The sequence below is a fragment of the Halomonas fontilapidosi genome (genome assembly GCF_014192285.1).
Lineage (GTDB): Bacteria > Pseudomonadota > Gammaproteobacteria > Pseudomonadales > Halomonadaceae > Halomonas > Halomonas fontilapidosi.
Map to the genome: position 1 here is coordinate 65466 of NZ_JACHXQ010000005.1, position 17254 is coordinate 82719.

Sequence of the window (17254 nt, forward strand, 5' to 3'; positions counted from 1 at the left end):
TTGCCAGGCTTCCAGCATAGCGCAGCGCCAAGACGTCCTTCACACCTCGCGCGAGCTCTCCGCGCCGCGTGCCCTGTCAGCCGATGAGAGGCGCCACCAGCAGCCCACCGGCCAGCCAGGCCAGAGACACCACCACCATTGCCTGCAGTACTCGGGTTCCCAGAGAGGCGCCCCCACCTCCATGGTCATGATCATGGTGGTGATGGCCGTTATCCCGGCGCCCCTGCCACCAGAGACCGACCAGCGCCGCCGAGACGGCCAGGAAGGCCAAGTTGAGGAAGAAGCCGTAGTTGATCGCGAAGAAGTCGCGATCGGTGATCGCGCCCGAACCGCTGCCCTGCGGCAACCAACCGAGCAGATCCATGCCGAGGTGCAGCAGCAGTGCCGTCACCACCAGGGTGCAGAGCAGCAGCGCCAGGATATACAGCGCCATGCGCCAGCCGTAGTAGGTGGCGTTAATACGCAGTACCGGCAGGACCACCAGGTCGGAAAAGATGAAGGCCATCACCCCGGCGAAGCTCACGCCATTGTCGAAGAGCACGGCGGCCAGCGGGATGTTGCCCATGGAGCCGATAAAGGTGAAGAAAGCGGCTACCGGGCCGACCAGCGCCTGCGCCAGCAAGGCAAGGAAGCCGGGGTCATTCTCACCGGCGCCGAGGAACAGCGCCTGGAAGAAACTCTGCGGCACGAAGGCAGCGATCGCCCCGGCCACGGTGAAGCCGATCAGCACGTCCTTCCAGACCATCTGCCACTCCATGACATAGGTCTGGCCGATCTGACGCCAGCCCTCACGGCGCTTCAGCGTCTGCCGCCAGTCAGGCACCTTCGTCTCTTCCTGGTCGTCGTTGCCGTCGAGTCGCTCGCGAACGCGCGCAATCAGCCTCTCCGGGTTGGTCATGCGGATGAAGGCCCAGGCCAACAGGATCAGCAGGATGCCGCCGGCATACTCGCCGACCACGAAGGGCCAGCCCAGGAACAGCGCGATGACGAAGCCCAATTCCACCACCAGGTTGGTGGAGGCCAACAGGAAAGCCATGGAGGGTGCCAGGCCAGCTCCCTTCTGGAAGAGCGTGCGCGTCGTCGCCAGCGCCGCAAAGCTGCAGGAACTGGAGATAAAACCGAAGAAACTTCCCAGCAGCATGCTGCGCGGGCCATCCGTTCCCATCGCCCGCTGCATGCGCTGCCGCGTCACCAGCACCTGGATCAAGCTACTGACCAGATAGCCAAGGGCAAAGGCCCAGAGCGCCATCCAGAAGAACCCCAGGCTGGTGAGAGCGGCTTCGTTCCAAAGCGACAGGTAGCGTTCCATGATCTCGCTATACCCGAACAGTGACCGAAACAGCAAGCCGGGCGACCCCGACCTGCCATGATGGACCCCTCATGCTAGACCCTTTGGGCAACCCAAGGGTCAAGCTGACACCTTTCAGCGCCGCGCGAAAACCGGCGTGAAGGTGGCTAACGACGCCTTTTGGCGCCATCGCATCACATCACCGGCACACCAGCGACCCAGACGTGCAGATGGAAGGCAAAGACATAGTAAGCCACCAGGCCGATCACCACGGTCGCAGCGGTACCGGCCATGTTCGGGGCGGCAATATCCGGCCGCGGACGACGACGCGCCGAACGGAAGTCGAAGACGGCCCACAGCAGGAAGGCCCCGAAGAAGACGATATCGCCCAGCCGGCCATTGGCCAGCAGGTGGGAGAAGGCCCACAGCTTCACTGCCAGGATCATCGGATGGCCCAGCTTGGCCTTGATGTGGTTGGCCGGCACATAGGCCGCTACCAGCAGCACGAAGGCGGGGATCATCAGCAGCGAGACGAGATGGCGCAGCGCCACCGGGGGTTGCCAGAGAAACACCGGGTCGAGGCGCATCTGGCCGTAGCCCCAGATCGCCAGGGCCAGGCCGATGATCGAGACCACCGAATAGGCGGCCTTCCAGGGCAGCACGCCCATTCGCTGAATCTGGGCGGTTCGCCAGTCGTCCGCCAGGATGCGCACCGAGTGCACGCCAAGAAAGACCAGCAGGCCGAGTATCATTACGCTCATGGTCGACGTCTCCTACAGGGAAAGGGCAAAGTGGAACGAAAGCGCCGCCAGACTAGTCTGTTGGCAGGGCCACGACCAGTACCACCGACCACTAACGCATCCGCAAGGCCACGCGCCGCTTCGCAAAGGATTGCCATGTCCCAAGACTCCGCCCCCCTGCCCGAGGTCCTTGCTGGCCCCATCCTGCGGCGCCTCGGCGCACAACGCCTGGTGATCTGGCTGGTCGGCTCACGGCCTCTCGACCTCGGCCTGATGCTTCACCCACGGGGACATCCACCGCGTCGCCTGACCCTCGATGAACGCCGGCTACAGCGCCTGCCGCTGGGTCGGCATGCCTGGCTGCACCTGATCGACGTGGCCCTCGACACGCCGCTGCCTCAAGGCGTGCGCATCGACTACGACCTGAAGATCACGCCGGAGGGTGGAGACCGCAAGGGCGGCAGCGGGATCGCCGAGTGGGCGCCCCATCTGCTGCATGAAAACGCCACTCACCCCAGTTTCGTGCTGGCCGATAGCCACCGCCGCCTGCTGCATGGTTCCTGCCGCCGTCCCCACCATGACGGCCCCGACGGCCTGGTGCGCGCCGATGCCTGGCTGGCCGAGCGTCGCGAGACGCCCGACGCCTGGCCCGCCTGGCTGCTGATGACCGGCGACCAGATCTATGCCGACGACGTCGCCGGCCCGATGCTGGTCGCCATCCATGCGCTGATCCGCCGCCTGGGCCTGTTCGACGAGACCCTGGAGGGCGCGACTGTGGCCGACAGCCAGGCGCTCTACGCGGACGCTGCCAGCTACTACCGACGCGAGGCACTGCTGCCGGATATCAAGAGCAGCGAGGACCTGCGCGAGGGCTTCTTCGGCGGGGTGCGCAAGCCGATCTTCACCTCGGCCAATGCCCACAACCACCTGATGAGCCTCGCCGAGGTCATCGCCATGTACCTGTTGAGCTGGTCGCCGGTGCCCTGGCGGCTGGTCGAGATGACCGAGCCGGCGCTGGACGAGACGCAGGCGGCGCGCTTCGGGGAGGAGCGAGCGGTCATCGAGCGCTTCGCCGCGGGGCTGCCTGCCGCAGCCCGCGTGATGGCCCACCTGCCCTCGCTGATGATCTTCGACGACCACGACATCACCGACGACTGGAACCTCACGGCGGACTGGGAGCGCACCGCCTACGGACATCCCTTCTCGCGGCGCATCATCGGCAACGCCCTGCTCGCCTACCTGCTCTGCCAGGGCTGGGGCAACGACCCGGACCGCCTGGCCGAGCCGTTGGCCGAGGCCGCCGAATTACTGGCCTCGGCGGCCCATCAGGAGGGTTGGCTACCCGCCGGGGAGCAGGACGCCGTGATCGAGAGGCTGCTGCGCTTCCAGGGCTGGGAGGTAGAGGTCGAGGGCGACCCGAAGCTGGTGGTGCTGGACACCCGCACCCGGCGCTGGCGCAGCGAGCGCAGCCCGAAACGCCCCTCCGGCCTGATGGACTGGGAGGCGCTTTCGGAACTGCAGCAGCAGATTCTCGGCGCCACGTCGGTGGTGATCGTGTCGCCGGCGCCGATGTTCGGCGTCAAGCTGATCGAGGCCATCCAGCGGCTGTTTACCCTGGCCGGTCGGCCGCTACTGGTCGACGCCGAGAACTGGATGGCCCACCGCGGTGCGGCCAGCGTCATGCTCCATATCTTCCGCCACACCCGAACCCCGGGGCACTACGTGATCCTCTCCGGCGACGTTCACTACTCCTTTGCCTACGACATCCGTATCCGCCAGCGCCGCGAGGGGCCGAGGATCTGGCAGATCACCTCCAGCGGCCTCAAGAATGCCTTCCCCGATACCCTGCTCGACTGGTTCGATCGCCTGAACCGCTGGCTCTATGCGCCGCGCTCGCCGCTCAACTGGTTCACACAGCGTCGACGCATGAAGATCACCCCGCGCGACCCGGACCGCGCCAAGGCCGGCGAGCGGCTGTGGAACGGCAGCGGTATCGGCCTGGTGGAACTCGACGACCAGGGCCGGCCAACCAGCATCCGTCAACTCGATGCAAAGGGTTTCGACGTCACCTTCCCGCCTCCTGATCAAGACGCCTGACGCCGCCGCCACAGGATGAGGCCGGCGGCTACCACCAGCCAGCTCATGGCCGCCGCCACACTGTCGTCGAGCACGATGCCCGCACCGCCGGGCACCGCCTCGGCCATATTCACCGGCGGCGGCTTGATGGCGTCGAAGACCCGGTAGGCCACAAAGGCCCCCGCCAAGGCCGCGGGATGACGCGCCGCCGACAGACCCAGCACCGTCACCGGAAAGGCAACGATTTCGTCGAGCACGATGCGCCCGTCGTCCTTGGTGCCCAACGCCTCCGCGGCCAGATGGCAGACCGGCACCGCCGCCAGAAGTAGCACCGCCACCAGGGCGAACTGCACGCGACGGGCACGGCCCAGCAGCCACCAGGCCAGCGGCAGCCCCAGCAAGGAGCCGACGGTGCCCGCGGCCCAGGGCGAGAGCCCCGTGCCGAGGCCGATGGCCAGCCACATCACAACGCTCTCCATGCTTGTTCCCCCTCACGCACTGAATGACGCGGCACGCCCCGTGGCGTGCCGCCCGCGGCCGGTGTCGGCCGAGCAGCGGCCAAGATACCCGGCGGCCCGACGAAGGTCGATGGCGAACGACGCGACCGGCACCCACCGCCAGCCTTCGACATTCGCCGCCGGCCGACGCATCATTCAGGGATGACACTCGACACGACCCACCGCAACCGACAGATGACCCACTTCGACGGCCACGACGAGATCTGGCTGTTCGGCTACGGCTCGCTGATCTGGAAGGCCGACTTCCCCTTCCTCGAGCGCCGCCCGGCGCATATCCATGGCTGGGTGCGCCGCTTCTGGCAGGGCTCCCACGACCACCGCGGCACCCCCGAGGCGCCGGGCCGGGTGGTGACCCTGGTGCGCGAACCCGACGCAGTCTGCCACGGCATGGCCTACCGCATCGCGCCCGAGGTGCTCGGCCCGCTCGACGTGCGCGAAAAGAACGGTTACCTGCGCGAGGTCACCCGGCTGCACTTTGAAGACGGCGTCCCACCGGCAAGCGCCGAGGGGCTGGTGTATCTTGCCACCGAGGACAACGCCGCCTTCCTCGGCGAGGCGCCGCTGGATGCCATCGCCGAACAGATAGCCCTGGCCCACGGCCCCAGCGGCCCCAATCGTGACTACCTGGTCAACCTGGCCCAGGCCCTGGACGAACTCGGCGTGGACGATCCCCACGTGTTCGACCTGGCCGCGCGTCTCTCTCACCCGTCAGACGCCTGATGCCCGACACCCCCTTGGCCACTGGAGACAAGCCTCCCATGAGCGTGACCCTCGACGACGTCCGACAGGCCGCCGCGCGCCTCCAGGGTAGTGTGGAGCGCACCGCCTGCCTGCACTCCACCACCCTCTCGCAGCTCACCGGCTGCGAACTCTACATCAAGTTCGAGAACCACCAGTTCACCGCCTCCTTCAAGGAGCGCGGCGCCCTCAACCACCTGCTCTCACTGAGCCCCAAGGAGCGCGCCCGGGGCGTAATCGCCATGTCGGCGGGCAACCACGCCCAGGCAGTGGCCTATCACGCTACCCGGCTGGGCATCCACGCCACCATCGTCATGCCCCGCCACACCCCCAACCTCAAGGTGCGCAACACGCGCAACTTCGGCGCCGAGGTGCACCTGGAGGGTAACGGGGTCGACGAGGCCGGGGCCTATGCCCGGCGCCTGGCCGAGGAGCGCCAGTTGGTTTTCGTCCACCCCTACGATGACGAGCGGATCATCGCCGGTCAGGGCACCATCGCCCCGGAGATGCTCGAGGAGGTCCCCGACCTCGACTGCCTGGTAATCCCCATCGGTGGCGGCGGGCTGATCAGCGGCAATGCGGTGGCGGCCAAGGCCCTGAAACCCGATATCGAGGTGATCGGCGTGCAGACCTGCCGCTTTCCGGCCATGCAGCAGGTGCTGGCCGGGGAGGAGGTTCACTGTGGCCTGGCCAGCCTGGCAGAGGGCATCGCCGTCAAGCAGCCCGGCATGCTGACCCGGGAGATCGTGCGCGAGCTGGTCAGCGACATCGTGCTGGTGGACGAGCCCGAGATCGAGCGCGCCATCCTGTTGCTGCTGGAGATCGAGAAGAGCGTCGCCGAAGGCGCCGGCGCTGCCGGCCTCGCCGCCCTGCTCAGCGAGCCGGCGCGCTACCGCGGCCGCAAGGTCGGCATGGTGCTGTGCGGCGGCAACATCGACATGCTGGCGTTGTCCTCGGTGATTCAGCGCGGCCTGGTGCGCACGGGGCGTATCGTGCGGGTGCGGGTCGGCATTCCCGACGTACCCGGCTCGCTGGCCGAGCTCACCCGCCTGCTCGCCGAGCAGCGCGCCAACGTCATCCAGATCGCCCATCAGCGTACCTTCACCGACCTCTCGCTGCGCGCTACCGAGGTCGAGGCTACCCTCGAGACCCTGGGCAGCGACCACACCCGCGAGGTGATCGCCGCACTGCGCACGGAAGGCTACGACCCGGTGCTGCCCGCCAACGAGGTGCACCCGGACGAGCGCTGGGCCACCGACCCCGAAGGGCACTGACCGGCACCTTGGGTGCATGGCGCAGGGCCGTCGGCAGGCGTACCCTGTGCGCATTCGATCATCGCAACGGTTTCCATCGTCTCGACGGTTTACAGCATTTCAACAAGGGAAGACTGATGAGCAGAAAGTTAAAAGTGAACGCCCCCCTGGTCATCCTCCACGGCGACGAGATGGCTCAGGTGGCCTTCGAACGCATCCTCGACACCTTCGTGACCTCACCACTGGATATCGAGCTGGTGGAGATCGACCTGACCGCGGAGAACCGCCTGGTCACCAACGGCCAGGCGGTCATCGATGCCGTCGAGGCGCTCAAGCGCTACGGGGTGGGCGTCAAGAACGCCGGCATGACGGTCAACCGCGCCCAGCTGGGCGAGCTGCTGGCGGCCCATCCCGAGCTCGACGGCACCAGCCTGCACCCGCTGGCCACCAAATCGCCCAATGGCGCCATCCGCAAGGGCATCGGTGGCAACATCACCCGCGAGGACATCCAGTTCCGCAATCTGCAGTTCAACAAGCCGGAATGGGTCGGTCGCGACATCGAGGTCGACACCATGGCGACCGGCGGCAGCAAGGACAGCTACAACGAGCTCTCCCGCGCCACCGGCATCGTCAAGCTGATGTTCGTCGGCGCCAGCGGCAACCCGGTGGAACTGCACCGCCGCGAGGTCAAGAAGGGCGACCCCTGGCTGCTCGCCACCAACGACATCGACGCGATCAAGGCCTGGGCACACCGCTTCTTCCAGCGCGCCATCGACGAGAAGCGCGACATCTACCTGGGCCTCAAGGACACCGTGATCGCCGGCTACGACGGCGTGATGCGCGCCGCCATCGAGGGCATCTACGAGAGCGACTACCGCGCGCAGGTCGAGGCGCTGGGGCTGGCCTACCACTACGAGCTGATCGACGCCCAGGCCGCGCGCATCGTCGCCAACCCGCCCGAGCGGGCGCTGTGGGGCGTGCCGGACAACACCACCGGTCGCAAGCTCTACAAGCTGGTCGAGCAGCTCAAGGTGCACGGCATTCCCACCCGCAAGGCCCACGTTTCGCTGTCGCGGATGAGCGCCGGCGGTGGCGACCAGTACGGCAGCTACAATGCCCCGGCCCTCGAGCACGGCATCCTCAAGGTGGTCGTCGACGGCGAGGAGAAGCACGCCCGCCACGTCAAGCAGGGCGATCCCATCCTGCTGATGTCCAACGATCACGAAGCCATCAAGGACTGGGTCACCCAGGTATTCCGCGACGCCTCACGCAAGGACAAGGAGGTCTACTTCGGCCTCAAGCGCGAGTACATGGAGTACGACGACGTCTTCAGTACCGCCATCACCGACGTGCGCCGCGAGCTGGCAAAGGCCGATACCCCGCCACCGTCGTTCATGATCATGCGGCCCTCCAGCCAGCTCATCAAGATGATCACCGACCCGCCGCGCAACGCCCTCTACCCGGCGCAGAACCTCGACGGCGACATCTTCTCGGACATCTCCGCGGCACTGGGCGGCAGCCTGGCCACCGCCAGCTCGATCATCGAGAGCAAGAACGGCACCATGCTCTTCGAGGCGCCCCACGGCACCGCCCACGACCTCTACCTGAAGTATCTGGAGAGCGACGGCAAGGAGGCGCACTTCAACTCCTCGGCGCTGATCTTCGCCGTGGCCAACGCCCTGGAGACCCTGGGCGAGCGCGAGAGCAATGCGGCGCTGGTCGACTATGCCACTCGCCTCAAGGCGGCGCTGATCGATACCGTCGCCGATGGCATCATCACCGGCGACCTGAAGGGCAAGACCACCGACCCCGCCGCGGAGACCCTCGTCGACATGCAAGGCTTCCTCGACGCCGTGGCCAGCCGCCTGAGCCCTGCACAGGATCGCTAGCAGCCGTTATCGGCGAAGGTAGCACGACCCGGTAAGCCCCCAGGCGGCCATCCCATGGCCGCCTTTACCGCCAGGGTAGGTCGGCCTGATGGCATGCCCCAGCCGGCCGCGAGGGTCGCTGGAAAATGGCGTGATCGCCATGGTCCGACTTCCCGAGAGGAGACGAACGGATGGAACCCGGTGAGCATCGCTTCCAGGCACCGAGCTGGCTGCCTGGCTTCCTGGTCGATCTGTGGGACGTTCTGGCCGTCTATCAGTCCTTGCTGGCGCTGATCATCGTGGTGGCAGGCAGCATGCTGGCCGTGCTCGGCAGGATGCTGGTGCTCTTCTGGGCACGCAAACTGACGGCCCGCTCCTCGCGAGTCCATGGCGGCCCCGGCTTTAGACTACTGAAAATCGCCACCAGCGCCGGGGCCTGGGTCCTGACGATACTGTCACTGGTACTGGCGGTTCGGGTGCTGGCGTTCAGCGACAGCGTGGAAACGCTTGTCCTGCGTCTGCTGACGAGTGTCCTGATCCTGCGTCTGGTGAAGGAGGGGCTGCAGGCCAGTCACGCCAGCCTGGAAATCTTCGGACGCTTTCGCAACCGTTTTCCCATCGTCGAAGAGCGCACGATGCCGCTGTTCGATCTGATGATGACGGTGCTGATCGTTGCCGCTGCCGGCTATGCCCTGCTGGTGGTGTGGAAGGTGGATCCGACGGCATGGCTGGCCTCTGCCGGCGTGGTGGGTATTGCCGTGGGTTTTGCCGCCCGCGAGACACTGGCCAATCTCTTTGCCGGCTTCTTTATCATTGCCGATGCCCCCTACAAGGTGGGCGATTATGTGGTTCTCGATAGCGGAGACCGGGGACGCGTGGCCAAGGTGGGGATACGCTCGACACGCATGATCACTCGGGATGACGTCGAGATCACCGTGCCCAATTCAGAAATGGCCAACACCAAGATCTACAACGAATCCGGCGGCCCCTGGGTCAGGTTCCGCATCCGGCTGCAGGTGAATGTTGCCTACGGCTCGAATGCCGAGGAGGTGGTGGAACTGCTCAACGACCTCGCCACCACGCACCAGACGGTGTGTGATACCCCGACGCCCCGGGTGCGGCTGCGCGCCCTCGGCGACTCCGGCCTCGAGTTCGAACTGCTGTGCTGGGTCACGGAACCGTCGCTGCGCGGCAAGGTCACCCACGAGCTCTACATGGCGATCTACCGGGCTCTGAACGAAGCCGGCATCGAGATCCCCTTCCCTCAGCGCGACGTCTGGTTGCGCGAGGCGAAACCCCGCTGATGACAGGCAAACAGATCACTGGCAAACAGATCACTGGCAAACGGTATTGCCTGGGTCGCCGTCTGGGGCGTGTGCATCGCTCGAGGAGGCCTCGGTCGAAGCGTCTCGAGCACTCACGATCCGATCGCGCCCTTCCGTCTTGGCCCGGTAGAGCCGTTGGTCGACCCGGCTGTAGAGGTGGTCGAAGCCGTTATCCTCCTCTGCCTCTACGGCCCCGATGCTCACCGTCAGCCGGTGCTCGGCGGCCGGGCCGGGCAACGGCATTGAACGCGTTGCGCGCACGATTCGCTCGGCCAGAGCCTCGGCGTCGGCGAGATGGCTGTCGGGCATCAGGATCGCGAACTCCTCGCCCCCCATCCGCGCCACCCGGTCGACTCGCCGCACCTCACGCTGAAGGACCCGTGCAAAGTCGGCCAGCACCGCATCACCGACCGGGTGGCCGTAAGCGTCATTGATCCGCTTGAAATGGTCCAGGTCCAGTAGCATCAGGCTCAGCGCGGTACCGTGGCGTCGACGCCGTTCGAACGCCTCCTCGGCGGCATCACGCAGCCAGCGGCGGTTGCCCAGAGCGGTCAACTCGTCGGTGCGGCTCTGCAGACGCATGGTCTCGCGCTGGCGATGCAGGTGAAACAGCATGCGCATCACCGCGCCAATCGCCAACAGCAGCAGGAGCAGGAGCACCGCCAAGGCCAGCGTCAGGCGCTCCATCAGCTGACGTTGTTCCGCCGACGCCTGATGAAGCAGCTCGTTCAATTCGCTGTAGGCCCAGGCCAGCCCCTCTTCGACATCCATGCCCAGGGCCAGGATCTCATCGTCGCCCGGCTCACCCTGCCCCTCCTGGGCAGCATGTACCGCGGCCTCCAACGCCGGTAGCCGCGACTCCACCTGAGCCAGCTCGTCCAGCAGCCCACCATAGCTGGCGGGGTCGAGCTCGCTGCGCCGAAGCTGCATGCGAATGCTCTCGATACGCCGGGGAATCCGACCTAACAGGTCATGCAGCTGCTCCAGGTGAATGCGATCCTGGCTGAACTCCAGGCTGTCCAGCGTGATGCGCAGGGCGGCGGGATCCTGCTGGGCCCTGACCACATCGGTGACCAGCGCAGTGTAGTCGGCACCCACCTGTTGGCGCGCCTGGGAAACATAGTAGCCGATCGCCAAGGCGCAGAGCGTGGCGATCAAGGTGAAGGCGATTACCAGGCGCAGCCCCAGGCCTCGGGTAGATGCCGCCGTCATCTCACACTGACCTCGCCGATCGCCCAGATCCAACGGGTCATCGGTGCACTGCCCTCTCGCGCGGCCTCGGCGTCCTTGGGCACCACCAGCATCAAGGGCCCAAGAGATGCTTCGCTGACGGGCTCGCCGTCAAGGCGCGTGACCAGCAGGTAGCGCTTCTCCCGCCGCTGCGCCGGGGTCAGGAAGGTCGTGTAACCATCGAGGGCGGTAAAGCGCACGCGAGGCGCCTCCTCGAGACCTTGAGCGGCAAGAAAGTCATCCAGCCAGACGCCTGAGAAGGTACCCTCCGGCCCTTCCGGATGGCGCATCTCCACGGCATGAAGGCCCGGCGCTTCGATCTGCTCGAGGGTCAATTCGCGGGACTCGGTGCCCTCGGTCAGGGTCAGCACCGGTGAGGCGTCGTCGGCCATGGCATTACCGGCGATCATTGCCAGCAGGAAAAAACAGCCGGCCAGGAGGTAGACGCGAAGAGAGGAAGGAACACGCATGAGAACTCCCTTGACGGGATGGAAGATGAAGGATAGCAGCTGATTGAAGTGTCTCGCCCCGCCAGGAGGGCCAGACAAGTTTGCCGTAACTATCCCGAAAGACCTGGCTGGTGTCCACATTTTGCGACACGCCACCACTAATGTATCGCCAACCCGGCATGTCTGACACCTCACCATCCGGGGTTCTTCGCCGAATGCCGTGAAGCTTGAGACACAATATCGGCTTGCCCGCCGAATCCTGTAGGGCCGCTGAGCGCCAGCGCAGCGTGCGATGATCCGGATAAAGCGCCATCCCGGAAACACGCTTCAGAGTCTTGCATTATCTCTACGATAAAGGGGATCTATGCGCTAGGGAGATCTCTGCTCTAAGGGGAGGCATAAACACCCCGGACTGGAGAACGGATGCCCCTTTCTGGTTTCCCGCCCTGCGGGCGCTTCAACTTCCTGCTGCTCTGCGCCTGGTTGATCACTGGCCTGGCCCAGGCAGACCAGCCCCTGAGGGTCGGTATCTACCACAACCCGCCCAAGCTGATGCTCGACGAGAATCTGGCCCCGGACGGCATCCTCGGCGAGATGCTACAAGCCATCGCCGCGCAGGAAGACTGGGACCTCGAGGTTGTCGAGTGCCAGTGGCGCGACTGCCTGGAAGGCCTCTACCAGGGAGAGCTCGACCTGCTGCCCGATGTCGCCTGGAGCGAGGATCGCGCCACGCGTCTCAGCTTCCACAGGGAACCGGCGCTGCGCAGCTGGTCACGGGTCTATCAGGCTGACGGCAAGGGGCTCGAAGCCACCGTCGACCTCGATGGCCAACGCGTGGCGGTGCTGGATGGTTCGATCCAGGAGCGCTACCTGCAGCAGCTGGCAAACGGCTTCGACATCGCCATCGACCTTCAGGGCTTCGGTACCCAGAGCGCCGCCTTCGACGCGGTATCCCGCGGGCTGGCCGATGCGGTGATCGTCAACCGTCATTATGGCGATTGGCGACTTCCCGAGCCGGGCGTATCGGCGACACCGATCATGTTCCAGCCCGTACGACTCTTCTTCGCGGCGCTGCCCGGCCAGCAGGTCGAGGTGCTCGAGCGCATCGATGCCAGGCTCAACGCCTGGAAGAGCGATCCCGACTCGGCCTACTTCGCCATCCTCGAGCGCTGGGGCCTACGCCAACAGGAAGGCATACGGGTTCCCCACGCCTTCTGGTGGGGGCTGGCGGGCCTGGGAAGCGTGCTGGTGCTGGCACTTGGCGGCAACCTGCTGCTGCACCGACGAGTCACCGAACGCACCCGGGATCTGGCCAGCAGCGAACAGCGCCTTGCCAGCATCCTCGACAGCGTGGAGGCGTTTATCTTCATCAAGACACCGGAACTGCGCTACGCCTATGTCAACCAGCGCATCTGCGATCTGCTGGGGCATCCGGCCGAGGCGATCATCGGGCAGGGCGACGAGGCGCTGTTCGATACCGAAACGGCCGCACGGCTGCGAGCCGATGACCGCAGGGTCTTCGACGAAGGCCAGACGATCCTTGACGTCCTCCCCTCCCTCAGCTTCTTGGGAAGCTGCCGCCTGTGGCGGAAAGGAAGGGGATTCCTACGGCGCTCAGGCGCGGCATGAAGCCGCCCCTGAGTCGCTTCGGTGGGTTCCTGCTGCTGGCGGCCTTACCGCACCGCTCACTTCACAGGCTAACCGGGCATGCCCTGCCCTTAACACATTCATGGCGCCAACATGATCGGCGTTGCCCGCGAAGCCGCATTCGACGCAGACAAACCTGGCCTGGCTGGGTCGATTCTCCACCGCCACATGGCCGCACTCGGGGCAGGTGCGGCTGGTATTGTGCGGCGGCACGACGACCAGGTGCGCCCCGCGCCAGGCCAGCTTGTAGTCGAGTTGGCGCCGGAACTCGTACCAGCCCTGGTCGAGAATCGAGCGGTTGAGACCGGACTTCCGACGAATGTGGCGGCCGGGCTGCTCGACACTGCCTCTGGCCGAGCGCGACATGTTGCCTACCTGCAGGTCTTCCAGCACCACGAGCGCGTGGTTTTGGCTGATCATGGCGGAAACCTTGTGCAGATAGTCGCGCCGGGCATTGGCGATGCGAGCCTGGATTTTCTGGACGCGGGCCTTGGCTTTCTTCCAGTTGCTGCTGAACTTTGTCCTGCGGCTCATGGCCTGCTGCGCCTTGCGCAGCGCCACCTGGTGTTTCTTGGCGCTGTTGAGCGGCGCCAGATGGCTGCCATCGGAGAGCGTGGCAAACCGCGCCACGCCCATGTCGATGCCTACGGCGCCGCCGGTGGGCGCCGGCACCGTGACCTCGCGCTCGGTCTGGATCGAAACGAACCAGCGGCCACCTGATGGGCTGACGGTGACGTTTTTGACCGCCCCCAGCACCTCACGGCTCTTGCGAAAGCGTAGCCAACCCAGCTTAGGCAGATAGAGGCGACGGTTGCCCTGATCGAGCTTGATCTGCTTGGGATCGGGGTAGCGAAAGCTGTCGCGGAGCCCCTTCTTCTTGAAGCGCGGGAAATCGGCCCGCTTGGCGAAGAAGTTGGCGTAGGCACGATCCAGATCCTTCAGAGACTGCTGCAGGGGGTGGATCGGCCCATCCTTGAGCCACGGCGTGTCGTCGCTGTTGCGCCAGCCGGTGAGTGCTTTGCACAAAGCCGCATACCCCAGCTTCTTCTCACCGGCTTCATACCGTTCCTTTTGCAACGCCAGCCCCCGGTTGAACACAAACCGAGCCATGCCGGCGAACTGGCGCATCTTGCGCACTTGCTCCCCGTTGGGCATCAGTTCGAATTTGAAGGCTTGGAGGCGTTGCATGAAGTACCTTGAACTGTCGATACATCCAGTACTATAGGGCGCCTTCGGCGCCCGCGCTATCCTTCCCAGCACTAGAAGTACGGGGCATGCCGCGCTTTTTGGTCAGCTCAGACGAACTGGCGGGAACTCACCTGCTTGCTAAGGTGAAGGCGTGCCAGGAAATCCCGCCCACCTCTCCGTTCATGCCCAACTCGGGACGAGGTGGGCGCCTCGGCCCCCTGCTTCTACACAAAAAGAAAGGAACCCCCAGCATGAAGACGACGCTTGATATTCGACATCCGCGCAACGCGCTCGCCGTGGGCCTGATGGCCGGCGGCCTGCTGATGACGCCGAGTCTGTTCGCCCAGCAAGCCATTCTCGAGGGCGAGCGTTTCCATCCCCAGGAGAGCGCTCGCGGCATGGTGGCGACCAGCCACTTTCTTGCCTCTCAGGTGGCCCAAGACGTGCTCGCCAACGGCGGCAACGCGGTGGATGCCGCCGTGGTGGCGGGTTTTGCCCTGGCGGTGACCCAGCCGCGCTCGGGCAATATCGGCGGAGGTGGCTTCATGCTGATCTCCGATGAGAACAGCGACGAGGTCGTCGCCATCGACTACCGCGAGACCGCTCCAGCGACCGCCTTCGAGACCATGTTTCAGGACGAGAACGGCGATGCCGTGCCCCAGCGTTCGCGCTTTACCCACCTCGCTGCGGGCGTGCCGGGCACCGTGGCCGGCTTGGCCCTGGCACTGGAGCAATACGGCACCATGAGCCTGGCCGACGCGCTGGAACCCGCCATTCGCCTGGCCGAAGAAGGCTTTGCAGTGCCCCCGCGCTTCGTTCAGGGCTTGCAGGACACCCGAGAGCGTTTCGAAGCCTGGGACGCCAGCATGGCCAAGTTCTTCAAGGCGGATGGCAGCGCCTATGAGGTCAACGACATCTTCCGACAGCCGGATCTCGCCAACACCCTCAAGCGCATTGCCGCGCAGGGGGCGCGGGAATTCTACGAGGGAGAAACCGCCGAGTTGATCGTTGCCGAGATGCAACGGCACGACGGCCTGATCAGCCTGGAAGACATGGCGAACTACGAACCGGCTATTCGCGAGCCGAGTCACGGCCGCTACCGGGGCCACGACATCTACGCGATGAGCCCGCCCTCTTCCGGTGGCGTGCATATCGTGCAGATACTCAACATCCTCGAGGAGTACCCCATCAGTGAGTTGGGCTTCGGCTCGGCGGAAAGCATGCATCTGATGGCCGAGGCGATGAAGCGTGCCTACGCCGACCGGTCGGGGTTTCTCGGCGACACCGACTTTGTCGACGTCCCCCTCGCGGGCCTCACCTCCGAGGCCTATGCCGCGGAATTGCGCAGCCAGATCGGCGACCGGGCCACGCCCAGCAGCGAGATTGCGCCCGGCAACCCGTTCGACTACGAGTCCAACGAGACCACGCACTTCTCCATCGCCGACGGAAACGGGCTGGCGGTGTCCAACACCTACACCATCAACTTCAGCTATGGCTCCGGCATCGTGGTCGATGGCGCGGGCTTTCTGCTCAACAACGAGATGGACGACTTTTCCGCCAAGCCCGGCGTGCCCAACGCCTATGGCCTGATCGGCGGTGAGGCCAACAAGGTCGAACCCGGCAAGCGCATGCTCTCGTCGATGACGCCCACCATCGTCAAGCGTGATGGCAAGAATTTCCTCATCACCGGCAGCCCCGGCGGCTCGCGCATCATCACTACCACCCTGCAGGTGCTGATGAACGTCATCGACCACGACATGAACATCCAATCCGCGGTCAGCGCGCCCCGCATGCACCACCAGTGGCTGCCCGACGAGATTCGCGTCGAGGCCGGCTTCAGTCCCGACACGCTCGAGCTGCTGAGGGAGCGCGGCCATACCATCAGCCTGGAACCGGCCATGGGGGCCGCCCAGTCGATCACGATCCGGGACGGCATGTTCTATGGCGGTGCCGACCCGCGCCGCTCCACCTCGTCGGCCTTCGGCCTTTAGGCCCAACCGGCCCGCACCCGAAAAGCCGGGCGCGGGCCTTCTTCTCCTGACGAAAGCGAGGCACGACCCATGCTGGTGGCGGCTCTTTTGTTCACCGCGCTGCTGTTCGGCGGCGCGGTGCTCTTTTCTTTCGGGTTTGCGGCCTTCCTGCTCAAGACCTTGCCCAGCGACGTGGCGCGGGCTTCCATCCGCCGCGCCTTTCCCTATTTCTACCTGTTCGTGCTGATCGTGGCGGCGATTGCCAGCGCCCTGCTATGGCCCTTCGACCGCGTCTCGTCGCTGCTGATGGCATTCATCGCGATCACCATCATTCCCACCCGACAGCTGCTGATGCCGGCCATCAACCGGGCCACCGACGCAGGCAATCCGGCGCGCTTCAAGGCGCTGCACGGCCTGTCGGTGGGTATCGGGCTCGCCCACATCGTCATCAATGCCTACGTACTCGTGCGCTTCCTGTGAGACCGACATGACATCACTGCCGATAGAAAACGTTCAGGCGTACCCGCGCCCCGCCGTGCTGGAACCAGTCGCCGAGCCATTGAGCATCTACCTGGACGACGCCTGCATCGCCCATACCACGCGCGGCTATCGCGTCCTGGAAACCCATCACGCGCCCACCTACTACGTCCCGCCGGAGGATGTCACGGCCCCGCTGCATCCGGTCGCAGGCACCACCTTCTGCGAATGGAAAGGGGTGGCGCGCTATTTCGATGTGGAAGGCGAGCGACATGTCGCGCGACGCGCCGCCTGGTGTTACGAACGCCCCAGCGGGGCCTTTGCACCGATCGCCGGCTACCTGGCCTTCTATGCCGCCAGCATGCAGCGCTGCCTGGTCGGCGATATCGAGGTGATTCCCCAGCCGGGAGATTTCTACGGCGGGTGGGTCACCCCCAACCTGCGCGGGCAGGTCAAGGGCGCCCCCGGCACCCGGCACTGGTGAATA

General features: G+C 65.5%; 15 protein-coding genes. 9 read left to right on the plus strand and 6 right to left on the minus strand.

What is annotated here, in order from left to right:
• Positions 1 to 76 precede the first annotated feature (76 nt).
• Both FHR95_RS08840 and FHR95_RS08845 read right to left on the minus strand, forming a co-directional pair.
• Positions 77 to 1309 carry a permease gene (locus FHR95_RS08840; RefSeq protein WP_040185729.1) on the minus strand — a complete coding sequence of 411 codons (1233 nt, stop codon included), beginning with the start codon at positions 1307 to 1309 and terminating at the stop codon, positions 77 to 79.
• 173 nt (positions 1310 to 1482) lie between these two features.
• Complete coding sequence (locus FHR95_RS08845) at positions 1483 to 2049, minus strand: NnrU family protein (protein WP_183314139.1); 567 nt, start codon at positions 2047 to 2049, stop codon at positions 1483 to 1485.
• A gap of 135 nt (positions 2050 to 2184) precedes the next feature.
• Between FHR95_RS08845 and FHR95_RS08850 the strand changes: the two genes are divergently transcribed.
• Entirely contained in the window at positions 2185 to 4125 is a 1941-nt protein-coding gene (locus FHR95_RS08850; protein WP_183314140.1) for a metallophosphoesterase family protein, read from the plus strand.
• Here the strand turns inward: FHR95_RS08850 and FHR95_RS08855 are convergent.
• A complete protein-coding gene (locus FHR95_RS08855) occupies positions 4113 to 4583 on the minus strand; it encodes a phosphatidylglycerophosphatase A family protein (protein WP_183314141.1) in 471 nt (156 codons plus the stop codon). The two genes, FHR95_RS08850 and FHR95_RS08855, sit on opposite strands and share 13 nt — an antisense overlap.
• Before the next feature lie 180 nt (positions 4584 to 4763).
• On the opposite strand from FHR95_RS08855, the gene FHR95_RS08860 reads away from it, so the two are divergent.
• The 4 genes from FHR95_RS08860 (at position 4764) to FHR95_RS08875 (ending at position 9785) form a co-directional block, all read left to right on the plus strand.
• On the plus strand, positions 4764 to 5342 hold the full coding sequence (locus FHR95_RS08860) for a gamma-glutamylcyclotransferase (protein WP_040185655.1): 579 nt from the start codon (positions 4764 to 4766) through the stop codon (positions 5340 to 5342).
• A gap of 38 nt (positions 5343 to 5380) precedes the next feature.
• Complete coding sequence (locus FHR95_RS08865) at positions 5381 to 6634, plus strand: threonine ammonia-lyase (RefSeq protein WP_183314142.1); 1254 nt, start codon at positions 5381 to 5383, stop codon at positions 6632 to 6634.
• 116 nt (positions 6635 to 6750) lie between these two features.
• Positions 6751 to 8502: an isocitrate/isopropylmalate family dehydrogenase gene (locus FHR95_RS08870; protein ID WP_183314143.1), complete on the plus strand. Its 1752-nt coding sequence runs from the start codon at positions 6751 to 6753 to the stop codon at positions 8500 to 8502.
• Positions 8503 to 8672: 170 nt separating this feature from the next.
• Complete coding sequence (locus FHR95_RS08875; RefSeq protein WP_183314144.1) at positions 8673 to 9785, plus strand: mechanosensitive ion channel family protein; 1113 nt, start codon at positions 8673 to 8675, stop codon at positions 9783 to 9785.
• A 30-nt stretch (positions 9786 to 9815) separates the two neighbouring features.
• On the opposite strand, the gene FHR95_RS08880 is transcribed toward FHR95_RS08875, so the two are convergent.
• Together FHR95_RS08880 and FHR95_RS08885 are read right to left on the minus strand one after the other, a co-directional pair.
• On the minus strand, positions 9816 to 11018 hold the full coding sequence (locus FHR95_RS08880; protein WP_183314145.1) for a GGDEF domain-containing protein: 1203 nt from the start codon (positions 11016 to 11018) through the stop codon (positions 9816 to 9818).
• Entirely contained in the window at positions 11015 to 11506 is a 492-nt protein-coding gene (locus FHR95_RS08885) for a molybdopterin-dependent oxidoreductase (protein ID WP_040185649.1), read from the minus strand. The genes FHR95_RS08880 and FHR95_RS08885 overlap by 4 nt, the downstream gene beginning before the upstream one ends.
• Positions 11507 to 11908: 402 nt before the next feature.
• On the opposite strand from FHR95_RS08885, the gene FHR95_RS08890 reads away from it, so the two are divergent.
• Positions 11909 to 13114 carry a PAS domain-containing protein gene (locus FHR95_RS08890; RefSeq protein WP_183314146.1) on the plus strand — a complete coding sequence of 402 codons (1206 nt, stop codon included), beginning with the start codon at positions 11909 to 11911 and terminating at the stop codon, positions 13112 to 13114.
• On the opposite strand, the gene FHR95_RS08895 is transcribed toward FHR95_RS08890, so the two are convergent.
• A complete protein-coding gene (locus FHR95_RS08895) occupies positions 13100 to 14320 on the minus strand; it encodes an RNA-guided endonuclease InsQ/TnpB family protein (RefSeq protein ID WP_183314147.1) in 1221 nt (406 codons plus the stop codon). The two genes, FHR95_RS08890 and FHR95_RS08895, sit on opposite strands and share 15 nt — an antisense overlap.
• Positions 14321 to 14571: 251 nt before the next feature.
• On the opposite strand from FHR95_RS08895, the gene ggt reads away from it, so the two are divergent.
• The 3 genes from ggt (at position 14572) to FHR95_RS08910 (ending at position 17251) form a co-directional block, all read left to right on the plus strand.
• Positions 14572 to 16311: a gamma-glutamyltransferase gene (gene ggt / locus FHR95_RS08900; protein WP_183314148.1), complete on the plus strand. Its 1740-nt coding sequence runs from the start codon at positions 14572 to 14574 to the stop codon at positions 16309 to 16311.
• A gap of 69 nt (positions 16312 to 16380) precedes the next feature.
• Complete coding sequence (locus FHR95_RS08905; RefSeq protein ID WP_183314149.1) at positions 16381 to 16770, plus strand: DUF4149 domain-containing protein; 390 nt, start codon at positions 16381 to 16383, stop codon at positions 16768 to 16770.
• Between the two features lie 7 nt (positions 16771 to 16777).
• Positions 16778 to 17251 (plus strand): DUF427 domain-containing protein, encoded by a 474-nt coding sequence (locus FHR95_RS08910; protein WP_183314150.1) that lies wholly within the window; start codon positions 16778 to 16780, stop codon positions 17249 to 17251.
• Positions 17252 to 17254 lie beyond the last annotated feature (3 nt).